The following is a 15,367-nucleotide window of genomic DNA, read 5'->3' on the forward strand; positions in this document are numbered from 1 at the left end:
GTTCCCGTTCATGATCCAGGCCAGGGACGGCCGCCGGCTGAACTATTTCATCCCGCCGGTTCCGGCCTCCGGTGAATGGGTCCGCGTGGACCTGGGGTTCAACACCCAGGACCAGGACAGCGTGACAATCAGCGTGGCCGCGCCCGAGGGCACGGGCACGTTCTGGGTGGATGACCTGCGCCTGGAGGAGGTGGGCCTGGTGAACCTGCTGCGCCGCCCCGGAGCACCGCTCACGGTCAAGAGCGAGCGCGACGGGACTGTCTACGAGGAAGGAAAGGACTACGCCCCCGTGGCCGACACCCGGCTGGATTTCCGGTTCAGCCACGACGGGCCCGCGCTCACGCTTGTCCCCGGCGGACGGATCAAGGAGGGCGAGCGTCTGCGCGTTAGCTGGTGCCACGGCGCCACGATCTACTACCACCAGGTGGTGGCCTGCATGTCCGAGCCCGAGGTGTACGAGATCTGGAAGCGCCAGGTGCAGATAATCGACAGCCTCATCGCCCCGAAACAGTATTTCCTGAGCGTGGATGAGCTGCGCATGGCCGGCACCTGCGCCGCCTGCACCGCCCGCGGCCTCACCCCGGGGCAGTTGGTCGCCGACTGCGTGCAGAAACAGGTGCAGATAGTGCGTGAGGTCAGCCCCAAAGCCGGGCTGCTCATCTGGTCGGACATGTTCGACCCCAACCACAACGCCGAGGCCTGCGGACGATACTACCTCTGCTCCGGCGATTTCCACGGCTCCTGGGAGGGCCTGCCCCGCGACCTCATCATCGCCTGCTGGTATTTCGAGAAGCGCCGCGAAAGCCTGGACCATTTCTCGACCCTGGGTTTCCACACCCTGGCCTGCGGCTATTATGACGCCGACAACCTGGAGCACGACCAGGCCTGGCTCGCCTCCCTCGACAGCACGGTAGGAGCGCTGGGGATCATGTACACCACCTGGAGCAACAAATTCGAGCTGTTGCCCGAGTTCGGCGACCTGGTGAAAAAACACGCTATCGGCAAGAGCAAAGGAGATTTATAAAACGAAGCAAGGATAAACGTTGACCGGCGCTGTTGGTTATGGTACAATCCGTCGCTCCTCGCAGTCTCCTTACAATTCAGTATCGCCCTTAACGGAGAGTGACGGTATGAAGCGCTGGGTCTATGTCTGCATGCTGGCTTTGCCGTTGCTGGTCGCATCAAGCCTTTCCGCCGCACCGCCGCAGGCCGCCGCGGGAGCGCGGAAATTCAAAGAATGGCAGCCGCCCAACGTCGACCCGTCGCAACGTCGCTACGGCGACCCGGGCTGGTCCAGGCGCATGCGGGCGCGCCGCGTTCTGCGTGAGCGGATCGCCGCCGGCCGCACCGACCTGGCTGCCACCCTGCGCAGCGACAAGTTCTCGCTGCCGGTCCTGTTAGGCAATTTCGGCGACCTGACCGGCACCTATTCCCAGGAGGAATTCCAGAACAACCTGTTCGGGGCCAACCCGAACGGCTCGATGATCGACTACTACAAAGAGATTTCCTACGGCCAGTTCGAGCTCAGCGGCCAGGTCTACGGCTGGTTCGACTCGGGCAAGGAGAAGGCCTATTACGTGGACAACAATGTCCCGTACGAGTTCGTGCGGGACGTGGTGGCCCAGGCCGACCCGAGTGTGGATTTCTCGCAGTACGACAACGACGGGCCGGATGGGGTGCCGAACTCCGGGGATGACGACGGCTTCGTGGACGCGGTCTACGTGATCTGCCCCGGCTACGAGGACAACGAGGCGTTCCACGCCCACATGTGGACCCTGGAGGACGCCCAGTTGGGGGCCTACGAGACCGATGACCCGGCCGCGGGCGGCGGCACGATCAAGATCAACGCCTACGGCATCACCGAGGAACAGTACAGCCCGGACGGCGAAAACTACCAGATTCAGCCCATCGGCACGCTCTGCCACGAGTTCGGCCACCTGCTCGGCCTGACCGACCTGTACGACCGCACCGATGACACCAAGGAGCCGGATTTCCGTTCTTCCGAGGGTATCGGCCAGTGGGGCCTGATGGGCAGCGGCAACTACGGCGCCACCGGCGACAACCCCGGCAAGCCCGTGCAGATGTGCGCCTGGAACAAAATCCAGCTCGGCTGGCTCAGCCCGACAGTTGTTACCGCGGATGGACAGGTAAGCCTGGCGCAGGTGGAAACCACGCCCGCGGCGCTCAAGATCTGGGAAGACCCCTTCCACAGTTTCCGCTATTTCCTGATCGAAAACCGCGAGGCAGTCGGGTTCGACAGCGAGATACCCAGCAGCGGGCTTCTGATCTACCACGTGGATGAAAGCCGGGTCTGGGACCTCAACTCCTACTCCGGCCCCGGCAACGATGACTACCGCAGCAAGCTGGTGGACGTGGAGGAGGCGGACGGATCGGATGACCTGGACAACAGTGTCAACCGCTCGGACAGCGGCGACCCGTTCCCCGGCGCCTCCGGCAACCGGACTTTCGATGAGAGCTCCTACCCCGGCAGCCGCGACTCCGAGGGCAACACCACCGGCGTGGCCGTGCGCGAAATCTCCGACCCGGCCGAGACCATGACCGCCCTGATCAGCGTGCGCAAGGACGGCGGCTACACCCTGGCCTACGATGAAAAGGGGATCACCGAGTTTTTCAGCTACAGCGGTCCGGACAACTGGGTGGGCGTGGATTATCGCACCGCCGAGGCCGGACGGCTGGAGGCCGTGGTTCTGGGGGTCTCCGATGAGCAGGCCCGGATGTTCGAGGTCCGGGTCTACGACTCGTTCAACGGCGGCAAGCCGGGCAACCTCCTGACCAGCCAGGTGTTCTCCTCGGTCGGCGGCATGGCCTGGCAGACCGTGACCCTCGACCATCCGGTCGAGCTGGCCGCGGACAAGGAATTCTTCCTCGCGGTCAGCGGGATGGAAACATTCGGCGCGGACAGCAAGGGCCAGCCCTCCGGCAAGACCTATTTTTCCAGCGACGGGACCAATTATTCGCCTCTGCAAGGGCTTTCCGGCACTGCGGTGGATTACCCGCTGCGCGCGCTCGTACGCACGAGCGGCGGCACGGTGGAGCCACCCAAGCCGATGTTCACCGGCGCGATCGGCGACTGCTCGTTCCCCGGCGCCGCCACCTCCTACACTCTCTGGGCGGATGTCGACCCGGCCGCCGCGGTGATGAGCGTGAAGCTCATCGCCGGCACGGACGGCGGGGCCACTTTCCCGGTCAGCCTGGAATGCGAGCGCTCGGGCAACCGTTTCAGCGTCTCGCTGCCGGCCATCGAGGCCGGGGCGCACTACTCGTTCTATTTCGAGGGCCTGGAGTCGGAGGGCGGCCTGGTGCGCCTGCCCGAGAACGCGCCGTCGGCTGTCTACACCCTGACCGTCAACGCGGTCATCCCGATCACGGGCGGGGATGTGGACGGTAACGGCAAGACCGACGTGTTCGACCTGCTGTCCCTGCTCAAGAGCCTTTCGGGCACCGCCCCGTCCGGCCAGAACTCGGACGTGGACGAAAACGGCAAGACCGACATTTTCGACCTGCTGGCTCTGCTCAAGAAGCTGGCCCAGTAGGCGGCTTAAGTCGTTGCGCATGCCCTGCGGCCGGGAGACGGACCGGAAAGCCCGGTTTGCCTCCCGGCCGTGCCGTTTACGGCACCGTCGCCCGCACAATGCGCTCACGAAATATCTTGAACCGTCAGCGGCAAGAGGCTAAGTTTGCCTCATTCTGATGGATGAAAGGCTCACTCCACTTTCAACCCTCATCCAGGAGGCGGCTGTCTTGAGACTGAAAGCCTGTCTGTTCCCCGTGCTGCTGGCGGCCTTTCTTTTCCCGGCCGCGGGCCTGCTGGCGGAGGATGTTTTCCCTGCCGCGGAGTCGCTCGCCCCGGTGCGTCCACGCCTGCTCATCCGCGGGGATGATTCCACCTGCGGCGTGCCCCTGAGCCGTTTGCGCACCGACACCACCGCCGCCGAGTACCGGGCCATGCGGGACAGGCTGCGCCAGCAGACCAGCCCGGCCTGCTATGCTCTCCAGTGGCAGATGTACGGCGACAGCGCCATGGCCGACTCCGCCGTGGCCGCGCTCAAGCGCTACCGTTACGCCACCCCGGGTAACACTTTCGGAATCTATTCGACCCTGTTCGAGAACGGCCTGGCCTACGACTGGGTGCACGACTACGTCAAGTTCAGCGCCGAGGACCGCGCTGCGGTGCGCGCCCAGTTCTACAAGCTGGCCTACACCGATGGACTGGCCCTGAGCGGCGACCACATTTTCCACAATTATGTCTGGATGAGCGCCTGCGGGTCCGCGATCTGGGCCCTGGCCACCGCGGGCGAGGACAGTGACTCCGACAAGCTTTACACCCAGGTGCGCGCCTGGCTGAACAACCACCTCTATCCGGGCATGCACTACATGGACGGCCTGCCGGGGGAGAGCCTGGGCTACTGGTCGCAGTACGATTTCACCGGCGCGGTCTGGACTGTCCTGGCCGCCCAGAGCGCCAGCGGGCAGAACCTGGTCGGGCGCATCGCCACGGAGCAGGATGACTGGCTGCGCCGCCAGTACATGAACGAGATCCACAGCGTGCAGCCGGACATGCGTTTCCTGCCCTGGGGCGATGTGATCGGCGGGCCCAACGGCAGCGTGACACACGAGATGGCCGGTGTGCTGGATGCCTGCGCCTGGGCTTTCGGCAGCGGCGAGGGGGCCTGGTTCGACCGCTGGCTGGCCGGCAAGCGCGGCGCCGGACGGTTCTACGGCCTCACCTCCATGTACTACATGCTCTACACCAAGCACCTGAGCGCCGCTCCTGTCACCCCGGCCCTGAGCTACACAGCCGGCGGCGGCGCCCAGGGCGGTCATTTCATCGCCCGGGGGGCCTGGGAGGATGGGGCCACGCTGGTCGGTTTCGGAGTGAAAGACCACTACGGCGACCACAACCACTACGACCAGGGCGGGTTCACGCTCTACCGCAACGGCTTCCTGGTGGCCGATCCGACCGTTTACAACGAGGTGAACGGGCCCCAGCAGCCGGCGGATGTCCACAGCACACTGATTCTTTACAAACCCGGCTCCACATTCCCGATCAAGCAGCGCGAGCCCCACGGCCAGAATTTCGGCTCTCTGGATAATTTCAAGGCCAACCTCGATGCCGGACAGATGCTGAACACAGGCGATTTCCTGTTCTCGGCCGAGGGCGGCGGCTGGGCCGCCGCGGCCGGGCAGTACGCCCAGGCCTACCAGAGCGGGGTGGTGAAAAGCTGCGTGCGCCAGATCCTGTTCCTGCGGCCCTCCACGCTTCTGGTGGTCGATCAGCTCCAGGCCGCGGCGGCCGGCTCGCTCAGCGGAATCGATTGGCTGCTCCAGCTTGCCGCCCAGCCGAACGTGAACGGGTCCGGCCTTTTCTGCGCCAACGCCGCGAGCTGGCTGCGCTGCCGCACGCTCTACCCGGATACGGTCGCGCCCGCGGTGCAGGCGACTTCCGTGGGCACCTGGCGCGCCTCGTACCATTTCACGGCCGGGGACAACACGGTCCTGGTGCACTGTCTGGAAACGGGCGACGGGGCCGTGGCGCCGGACAGCCTGCCCGGGATTGTCCTCAGCCTGGGGGCCGACTCGCTGCGGATCGAGACCGCGGACTGGGTGTTCTCCCTGGCCCGCAGCGGCACTTTCGGGGTGAGCGGGATGAAAAAAAAACCGCCGGTCCAGCCCGGGGACATGAACGGTGACAGCAAGCTGGACGTGTTCGACCTGCTGGGACTGCTCAAGGCCCTGGGCGGGGGAACGGCCGCCGGAGCGGAGAGCGATGTGAACGGGGACGGCAGGATGGACATATTCGACCTGCTGGCCCTGCTCAAGAAACTGGCCGGCTGAGAACACAGACAATGAAAAGGCCGGTACCGTGCATGCACGGTCCGGCCGGTAAAACCATCCGGGGCAGGCTTATAGCCTGCCCTGTTTTCATTTCCCCCCGTCTTTCGCCCCTTCCGCGGCGCACTGGTGCAGGCCGTTGATAAACAGGTCCACCACGGTCCGGGCCTGGGACTCCACGCTCATCCGGTTAAGCTTCGAGGGCCGGAAAAACTCGTGCATCAGCGAGATAAAAAACAGGGAGCCGATGAATACATCCGCAGCGAACTCCGAGTCGAACGCCCGGAGCTGGCCATCCGCACGCCCCTGCTCCAGGCAGTTACGGATGAAGCCGCTGTACTCGCTGGTCCCCCGGCTGCGGTGAAACTGGAGCGACTGCTCCGGCTGGCTCAGCATGGTCTGCATGATGAAACGGAAAGCGGCGGGCCGCTCACGGTTCTCCTGCAGGAAAAGACCGGCGTAGCGCAGGAGGGTGGTTTCGAGGTCCTTGTCCAGGGCCTGCTCGGCACTGAATGTCCGGCCCAGCTCGTGCTCGAAGCAGGCCTGCTGGAGCTCGCTCTTGCTCTTGAAGAAATGGAACAGCACGCCCTCGCTCACACCACAGGCCTGGGCGATCTGACGGGTGCGGGTGCCCTCCAGCCCCTGGGCGGCGAAAAGCTGGAGCGCCTCGGCGATTATCTGCTCCCGCCGCTGCTCGGCGCTCATCCTTGTCCTGGCCATATTCAGACTCCTTTCCCGGCCCCACCGGCCTGGCAGTCCTGTCTGAGGCCCTGGGCGGACAGGTGCCGGGCGGTCAACGATCCTATCAGGTTTTCGAGCTGGTCCGCGCGGCGCAAGGCCGTTTTGAGCCCCATGGCCCGTCCCCTGGCGGCCTGTCCCAGGCTGCGGAACAGGTCGGGGTCGCGCGCCAGGAACAGGAGCCTGTCGGCCAGCGCCCCGGCGCTGCGTGGCTCGTGCAGCAGACCCTCCACGCCGTCGGTCATCAGGGAGCGGGCGAGCGGAGTGTCCCCGGCCACCACCGCCACACCCGAGGCCATCCACTCCAGGGTCTCCGCGCCTCCGCCCCGGGCGTTGCCGTCCGGGTCCACCACCCCCACGTCGAATACATCCAGCAGGCTCTCATGCGCCGCACCCAGCCGCATCCAGCAGACATTCTCCCGCAGCAGGGGGTCGAGGTTCACCCGTTCGCGCAGAGAGGCCAGCTCGCCGGTAAGCTCATCGCCCAGGATGACAAACAGGCATTCAACCCGCTGCCCCAGCACCTTGCGGGCGGCATCCAGGAACGTGCCGTGCCCGGCGCCGGGCCTCACCGGTCCAAGCATGCCCACGATCAGGCTGCCCACCAGCGGCCGTTCGAGCTTGACCGCCGCCGGGTCGGATAGCGTAGGTTCCGTGCCGTCCTCCACCAGGCAGAGCGTTCCTTTGAGCGCCCTTTTCAACCGGCTGTCGAACCCCCGGTTGTCTGTCACCAGCACCGCCCCCACGGTCTCGGCGAACGAGGGGCCGGTGTCGAGCAGACGTTGGAAAGCTCCTCCATCCCCGAGCATGGCGATCACCGGCACATCCAACTCCCAGCACGACCCGGCGAACCAGTCCAGTCCCTGGCAGCCCTGGAACAGGACCGCATCCGGCCGTAGACGGCGCAGAAGGTCGCGGCTCTGGCGCTCGAAATCGCGCCGCGTGACCGAATCGGTCAATTCCGCATGCTCCAGCCCCACCGTGCGCGTGCTGAAACCCACCTCAAAGGTCAGCCGGGAGGCGGCCGAGCCGGCCCGCGCCAGGCAGGTCACACGGTACCCGCGGCGGCGCAGCTCGCTCAGCCATTCAATGTCGAGCGGAGCGCCACCCTCAGCCTCAATCTCGAACGTCACGAACAGGAGATCACAGCATAATCTGTCCATGGCTCTTTTCCCCGTTTTCGAGTACTCACCTCAGCAGACAGCATCAAGCTCCCCGCGCCCGGATCGTCCCAGCTCGACTGTTGAGCCCTGAGAGCTGTAAAACTGGCCGGGACGGTGTCCGGAGCGTGCTGCCTGTCTATCCCCCGATAAAAAGCCACTCACCCATCCGGCACTGCCTTTCACCGTCCCGGCGCTTTTCAGCGTTCGGTAAGAATCCCCCGCAAAAACACATCCACGATGTTGCCGACCAGTTTCTGAATGTCAGAGGTGTCTTTCAGCCATTCCCAATGCTCGATCAGACCGTCGGTCAGACCCTCCAGGCTTATCGCCAGCAGGCGCGGATCACAGGGTTTGACGCAGCCCTGCTCCATCGCCCAGCGGAACGTCGCTTCCAGCCAGTCTATGTAGTCGTGGTACTGAATAAGGACCGGGTTATCCCTCTCGATCTGAGGACGGTAGCTGGCCGAGGTGACACCGATGAAGATCTTGAAAAAATCGTAATGGGCGATGAAGTAGTTCACCTTCTGTGTAATCACGGTACGCAACTTCTCCACCGGCGAGTCGATCGCATCGGCCGCCTCGCGCAGCGCCTCCAGACCCTCGCTGGCGCTTTTCTCGATGATGCTGTAGAAAAGTGCCTCCTTGCCCGGGAAGAAATTGTAGATCGAGCCCACGGACAGCCCGGCCGCCGCGGCGATCATGCTGATCGTCGTGTTGTGGAAGCCGTGGGTCGAGAACACCGCCTCGGCTGCCTCCAGTATCTCCCGCCGCATACGATCTTTTTCACGTTCCTTGCGGGATGGCCTGCCCACAGGGCCTCCGTTTCGCCCAAATATATGAATTGAGTTTCACATTATGAATCTATATTCATTATAGTGAACAGGCATTCAAATATCAAGGTTTTTTGTCTCGGAAATTGAACAACGGGTGCGGGTGTGCGGTCGGGTTCGGCAGGCAAGGCAAGCACAAACCGTTGCAGATCACAGGTGCGGCCTCAAGCGCAAAGGCCGCGCGGGGCCGGATGCAGGCAGGTCAGGCGTTCAGGCATTCCCTCACTTTGCGGGCCAGGCTCAGACGGGAGAAAGGTTTCTGGATGAAGCAGATGCCCTCATCCAGGACCCCGCGGTCGGCGATCAGGTTCGCGGCATAGCCTGACATGTAGAGCACCCGCAGTTCGGGACGGGATTGGCGCAGACGGTTGTACAGCTCCCGGCCACTCATGTGGGGCATTATTACGTCGGTCAGCAGAAGGTCGATCTTGTCCGGGTATCCGGAAGCCAGCTCCAGACACTGGCTTACTGTCTTGCCGCTCAGCACTTTGTAGCCGAGGCCGGACAGCATCGTGCAGGCCAGGTCCCGCACGGTGGGATCGTCCTCCGCCACCAGCAGCGTTTCGGTTCCGCCCGGGGCCTCCGATTGAGCGGAGGCCTCGCCGCTTTCCACCGGGTCCTGGTCGATTGCCGGCAGGTAGACCTTGAAAATGCTGCCGTGCCCCGGCTCACTGTAGACCCAGACATGCCCGCCGTGCTGCTTGACTATCCCGTAAACCGTGGCCAGCCCCAGACCGGTGCCCTGCCCGACCGGCTTGGTGGTGAAAAACGGATCGAATATCCGGGCCCGTATCTCGGGATCCATACCCATCCCCGTGTCGGCGACCGAAAGCATGACATACCGTCCCGGGATCACTCCGGGATGATGGTTGGCATAATCGGCGTCCAGCTCGGTGTCCTGGGTTTCGATAGAGAGCACACCGCCCTCGGGCATGGCATCCTGGGCGTTGACCGCCAGGTTCATCAGCACCTGATCCACCTGTGTGCGGTCCGCCCGCACCGCCTGTATCGAGGCCGGCAGGTGCAGCTCTATCCGGATGTTTTCGCGCAGGGTCCGGCGCAACAGCTTGCCCGTGTTCGAGATGACCGCGTTCATATCCAGGGCCTTGACCTGGAGGGTCTGCTTCCTTCCGAACGCCATCAACTGCCCGATAAGATCGCGCGCCCGGCCCCCGGCGCTGACTATCTCCTGGATGTCCCGCTGCGCCGACTCTCCGATGCTTTCCTCCAGCAGCAGCATCTCGGCGTAGCCCAGGATCGGGGTCAGCAGGTTGTTCAGGTCGTGGGCCACCCCGCCGGCCAGAAGGCCCACGGCCTCCAGTTTCTGCGACACACGGAGCTGGTCCTCGAGTTCCAGCTCCCGGGTCACGTCTTTTTTCAGAGTCACGTAGCTTATTATCTCGCCCTTGTCATCCCGGATGGGCGTGATCGAAACATCCTCGGTCAACGACTCTCCGTCCTTGCACAGGCTTTTCACCCGACCGGACCAGACTTTACCCCCGCGGGTGGTATCGATAATCTCTCTCAGCAGGGCCTGGTTTTCGGAATTGAACTCCATAAAATACAGTTCCCGGCCGATCACCTCCTCGCTGGTGTAGCCCGAGGAGGCCTCGAAAGCCGGGTTCACGTACTGGATCAGCCCCTGGACGTCGCGGATGATGACGCTTTCGATGGCCTGCTCGACAGTCGAGGCCAGGAAACGCAGCCGCTGCTCCGCGCGCTTGCGCTCGGTGATATCCAGAGCCGCGAAGATCAGGCCCTTGGAGTAATCCTGGCGGTCATGCGGGGCGACGCTCAGCAGAAGGTCGATCATCCGGCCGTCCTTGCGGCGGTGACGGACCTCAATCGTGCCGCTGCCATGGTTCTCCAGACTGTTGAAAAACCGGCCGACCGCCTCGAATTCCTCCGGTGTGGCATAAAGGAAGGCGGAATTGCGCTCCAGGATTTCCTCCCTCGCATAGCCGACTATTTCGCAGTAATGCTTGTTGACCTCCTTGAAAATCCGGTTCACCACCAGACCCACCCCTACCGGCTGGAGCCGCAGGATGCTGTTCATCTTTTCCTGGTTACGGATCAGCTCGGATTCGATACGTTTGCGCTCGGTGATATCCAGGGCGGTGAAAGCCACACCTTTCGAGTAATCGTTCCGGTCGATAAGCGCCACATTAAGCAAGATATCAAGAATGCAGCCGTCTTTCCGGCGGAAACGGGTATCGATTTTCCCATAGCCCATCTTTTCAACCGTTCTGTAATGCTCACCCACGCGCGCGTATTCCTCGTGCGTAGGATAGATGAACTCCGTGTCGCGGTCGATTATCTCCTCGCGCGGGTAGCCGAGCATCTCGCAGAACTGATCGTTGGCTTCCTTGAACAACCGGTCGATTACCATGCCCACGCCCACCGGCTGGACACGCAAGATATTCCTTATTTTTTCCTCGCTCAGGAGCAGCTCGGCCTCAGCTTTCTTACGGGCGGTGATGTCGCTCATGATGAGCGCAAACTGGCCTTTCTGCGGGCTGTAGGCCAGAATCTCGTAGTATCTGGCGAGCAGCGGGTTGTAATCCTCGAAAATGGTCGGCTCCCCGGTGAGCGCCACTTTGCCGTAAAACTCGATATGGAGCGGATTGACATCGGGCTTGACTTTCAGGATGGTGCTTCCCTGAATGTCCTCGACCCGCAGACCGGTCAGTTTCTCGAATGCCGGGTTGACCTCCAGTATACGGCAATCCACCGGTTTGCCCGCGTCGTCAACTATGATCTCGTGCAGGGCGAACCCGGTGACCATGTATTCGAACAGGTTCCTGTACTTGCGCTCGCTATCGAGCAGGGCCTGCTCCGTGTTTTTCCTCTCGGTGATCACATCGAACACGGCCACGAAATGCCCGCGGGCGGGGCTGTAGACCGAGAGCCAGAACCACATCTCCAGGGCCGCGACGTATATTTCGAAACGCTCGGGCTGGCCGGTGGTGGCCACCCGGCCGTAAATCTCCAGAAGCTTGGAATCGGACTCCCGGATACCGGGGATGATCTCGCTGACCCGCTTGCCGGCGACACCTTTCAGGCCGGTCTGCTGCTCGAAAGCCTGGTTGACCGCCAGGTAGATGAAATCCTTCGGCGCACCGTCCTCATCGAACAGCATCCGGCAATAGGCGAACCCGTTCAGCATGTTCTCGAACAGGGAGCGGTACATGCTTTCGCTTTCCTTCATCGCCTGCTCAGCCTTCTTCCGCTCCGAGATATCGCGGAAAAACACCAGCGCCCCGTCCTGCCCACAGTAATGTATGGGCACGCCGGAGAATTCCCCGTTCACGCATGTCCCATTCAGACGGATGAACACCTGTTCCGCCCGGGGCTGATCCCGGTGCTCCTCGTTCAGTTGGCGTATCCGCTCTCTGACGCTTGCATGGTAGTCCGGATGGATCCGGTCGAGCACCGGAGTGCCCAGCAGGTCCGACTCCGCTCCGGCGCCGAAAAGATCGAGCGCGACCCGGTTCAGATATGTGAAGCAACCGCTTGTCTGAACGAATATCCCATCCGGTGCACCCTCGATCAGACGGCGGAACAGTTGTTCACTCTCCTCCACCTCCCTCTGCGCCCGGCGTCGTTCGGTGATATCGTCGCCGATGGAGTAAAACTCGCGCAGGCTACCGTCCACGTTGCGTATGGCCCGGTTCGCCCAGTGGACCCAAACCCGTCTGCCGTCCTTGCAGACATTCTCGTTCTCGTTGCTTTCGTACTGCTCAGGACATTTCAATATTTCCCGGATCATCATATCCAAGTCCAGTCCGGAAGAATCGGCCGGAGGGATGATCGTTCCCACCAGCGGCCGGCCGATCAGCTCCTCCTGCTCGTAACCGAAAAAGTGCAGGCCGAAATCGTTCATGAACCGGATCACCCCGTCCGGGGTCCAGCGTACAATTATGCTGTTGGCGTTCTCGACCAGCAGACGGTAGTTTTCCTCGCTCCGGACCAGCTCGATCTCGGCCCGGATATGGGCCTCCATGTCCAGAAACAGAAGGCTCAGCAGGAGTACAGCCAGCGGATAGAGCGTCATCACCGGCAGGGCGATGCGGTCGAGGACTTCTTCCTTGAAACCGCCTGGCAACAGGCGGGTCATGGCCAGCATTACCGCATGCACCAGAACCCCGAAAAGGAGGATATAGAACGGATGCATCACGCCGGTATACCGGCTGCGAAGCTGCCCGTATACCACGCCCAGCAGGGCCGACTCGGCGATCACGCTCACACCCATCAGCGTTCCGCCGCCGCCAAGCCAGATGCGGAACGTGGCGCTCATCAGGGCGGCGATCAGCGCGGCGGTGGCGCCGCCGAACAGGCCGGCCAGGCTCAGTATTATCGAGCGCCCGTCGAATATCACTCCCGGCGCCAGCTGCAGCGGGGTGAGCATGCCGACCAGCGCGACACTGCCGAACAGCAGGCCGGAATAGGCCCGGTAAGGCGCCGATCCAGGCCGCCAGCGACGGATTATGATACCGTAGAGAATCCCGAGGGAGACCAGGAGGGTGGTATTGTGCAGCAGGTTAAGAAAAATCATGGCTCGATGCCCTGCGCTGGGGAGGAGGAGGACTGAACCATCGGGCAGAACGGCCCGGGCCGGAAAACTCAGACCGGCCACCTGATTATAATATTGTACACTCTGGAAAGACTTAATTCAACAGCACTTTGGCCTCGATTTGTCCCGCAGATGGCCTCTATAGTGTAATTTGTTGCTGTGTAACATTTTAAAAACAGAACCAAATCTAATAGCAAACAGATAACTGCAAATTTGCCGCCCTCATGCAGAATAAAAGCCGAAAAATCGGGCTGCGTACGCGTTTACCGCACCGAAATGGAACGCCCGGCCAGCTCTCCGCTGGAGAAAGCCCACTGCAGGTTGTATCCCCCGCAGGGACCGTCCAAGTCCAGCACCTCGCCAGCGAAATACAGCCCTTTGACCCGCCGGCTCTCCAGAGTGGCGGGGTCCACCTCCTTGAGGCTCACCCCGCCGCGGGTGAGCATGGCCCGGTCAAACCCCGCCGTGCCGCGTACTGTCAGGAGCGTGGCGGTGACCGCTCTCGGTAGGGCCTGGGCCTCGTCGCGCCGCAGACGGCCAGCGGTGGCGCTCTCCGGGTCGATCCCGCAGTTGCGGCAAAGGACATCGGCCAGGGCGCGGGGGATATATTCGGACAGAAGGCGGGCCAGGTGCGAGCGGCCCCGGTCCTGCCGCCACCCGTCCAGGCGGCTTTCCCAGGCGCTGCGGTCGGCTCCGGGGGTGAAATCGAGTTCCAGATCGGCCGGGCCGCCCCGGGACAGGCGGACAGCCACCTCGCCCGAGAGGTCGAGCACGGCCGGGCCGGAAAGGCCCTCGTGGGTGAAAAGCAGCCCGCCCTGGCGCACTGTCGCATGCGCGCCCCGTCCGGCCAGGCGCACCGCGACGTTATCCAGGCTCACACCGGCCAGCTCGACCGGCCAGCTTTCCACTGTGAGCAGCGGGACCAGCGCGGGCAGAGGCTCCACGATCTCATGGCCGAGCGCTGAGGCCAGTCGGTAGCCGTTTCCCGAGCCGCCCAGCCCGGGGTAGCTGCGTCCCCCGGTGGCGATCAGCACCGCGCGGCAGGGGAGAGTTTCGCCGGATATCTCCACCGCTGCCACCCGCCCGTGCTCGGCCCGGACACCGAACACCCGCGAGGTGGCCGCAAGACGGACCCCGGAGCGCCGCGCCCGTTCCAGTAGGGTCTCCAGCACGTTGGCCGAGGAGCCGGCCGCGGGAAACACGCAGCCATCCGGCCGGACCACGGTCTCCAGGCCCAGGCCGCGGAAAAAGCGGCGCAGGCCCTCCGGGTCCAGGCAGCCCAGCGCCGGCCCCAGGAACCGCCCCTGCCGCCCGAACGCCTCCATCATCTGTGCGGCCGTGACGGCGTGGCTCAGGTTGCAGCGCCCGCCGCCCGTGACCAAGAGCTTGAGGCCCGCTCGCGGCATCTGCTCGGCCAGCAGCACACGCAGGCCCCGGCCAGCCGCGGTGGCCGCCGCGGTCAGGCCGGCCGGGCCGGACCCGGCCACGATCAGGTCGTATGGCTCTTTTGTGGACATCCGTTTACGCCTGTTTCAATTGAACATCATTCGTTTTAAGGGGTGTCAAAATCAATTTTGTCTGTTTGCGGTCGGTGAAAGCAGCCAGGCAGTCGCCCCGGAAAGACCAGGAAGCACTTAACCCGAAGCGGCCCACGGGGCCGCCCGGAGGGCCGTATGCTTGAGCCTTGCCAGCGGAGCGGAGTAAGTCCCTCGTGCACACCGAAGACGACTGAAGCCCCGTACGCCTGGAGGGCGATTGCGCGACAGCGCCGCCCAACTCAGAAGGCAGCGTGCAGGGGCTCGTGCACACCACTGGCATTAATATAACAAATGCCGGCGCGAGTTTACGGCCCCCAAACGGCTTCTGGTTCTCTTGGCCGTAACCAAGAGAACGAAAATGTTTGAAAGCCATGCGGGCAGCAGATGGGAAATGGGAGGCGAAAGCCCGGCGTGCCCCCACCCAGCGGCCGGCCTGGCTCAGAACGGGTTCTCGCCCAGGTATGTCAGGCCAGAGGGCTGGTTGTAGCCGAGCTGGTCCACGCCCAGCAGGCGCACCGCGTCGAACAGGCTCCGGCCCGCGTGGCTGAACGCCACCGCCGTGTGGTGCGGGAAATGACCGCCGATCAGCACGTGACGGTAGAAGCGCGCCATCTGCGGCACCGCGATCACCCCTATCCCACCGAACGACTGCGGGTCCATCTCCAGCACCTC

Annotated in this window: 9 protein-coding genes; 3 read left to right on the forward strand and 6 right to left on the reverse strand. The window is 63.4% G+C overall.

Going from position 1 to position 15,367, the window contains the following annotated elements; genetic code table 11:
* The 3 genes from LLH00_18855 to LLH00_18865 all read left to right on the forward strand — a co-directional run.
* Positions 1–1,024: hypothetical protein (locus LLH00_18855; GenBank protein MCE5273343.1), on the forward strand; the 1,024-nt coding region annotated here is incomplete at its 5' end.
* 106 nt (positions 1,025–1,130) lie between these two features.
* Positions 1,131–3,554 (forward strand): M6 family metalloprotease domain-containing protein, encoded by a 2,424-nt coding sequence (locus tag LLH00_18860; GenBank protein ID MCE5273344.1) that lies wholly within the window; start codon positions 1,131–1,133, stop codon positions 3,552–3,554.
* A gap of 208 nt (positions 3,555–3,762) precedes the next feature.
* Complete coding sequence (locus tag LLH00_18865) at positions 3,763–5,856, forward strand: dockerin type I domain-containing protein (GenBank protein MCE5273345.1); 2,094 nt, start codon at positions 3,763–3,765, stop codon at positions 5,854–5,856.
* A gap of 87 nt (positions 5,857–5,943) precedes the next feature.
* Here the strand turns inward: LLH00_18865 and LLH00_18870 are convergent, their stop codons facing one another.
* From LLH00_18870 to LLH00_18895, 6 genes are all read right to left on the reverse strand, one after another.
* Positions 5,944–6,573: a TetR/AcrR family transcriptional regulator gene (locus LLH00_18870; protein MCE5273346.1), complete on the reverse strand. Its 630-nt coding sequence runs from the start codon at positions 6,571–6,573 to the stop codon at positions 5,944–5,946.
* 2 nt (positions 6,574–6,575) lie between these two features.
* The gene (locus LLH00_18875; GenBank protein MCE5273347.1) at positions 6,576–7,754 is read right to left on the reverse strand and encodes a glycosyltransferase family 4 protein; all 1,179 of its coding nucleotides are present in this window, start codon (positions 7,752–7,754) and stop codon (positions 6,576–6,578) included.
* A gap of 197 nt (positions 7,755–7,951) precedes the next feature.
* On the reverse strand, positions 7,952–8,566 hold the full coding sequence (locus LLH00_18880; protein ID MCE5273348.1) for a TetR/AcrR family transcriptional regulator: 615 nt from the start codon (positions 8,564–8,566) through the stop codon (positions 7,952–7,954).
* Between the two features lie 220 nt (positions 8,567–8,786).
* Positions 8,787–13,139, reverse strand: coding sequence for a PAS domain S-box protein (locus tag LLH00_18885; GenBank protein MCE5273349.1), 4,353 nt, complete (start codon positions 13,137–13,139; stop codon positions 8,787–8,789).
* A 281-nt stretch (positions 13,140–13,420) separates the two neighbouring features.
* Positions 13,421–14,674: an NAD(P)/FAD-dependent oxidoreductase gene (locus tag LLH00_18890; GenBank protein MCE5273350.1), complete on the reverse strand. Its 1,254-nt coding sequence runs from the start codon at positions 14,672–14,674 to the stop codon at positions 13,421–13,423.
* Positions 14,675–15,133: 459 nt separating this feature from the next.
* A partial coding sequence (locus tag LLH00_18895) for a fucose isomerase (protein ID MCE5273351.1) occupies positions 15,134–15,367 on the reverse strand: 234 nt, incomplete at its 5' end.

Source organism: bacterium (assembly GCA_021372515.1).
GTDB lineage: Bacteria > Gemmatimonadota > Glassbacteria > GWA2-58-10 > GWA2-58-10 > JAJFUG01.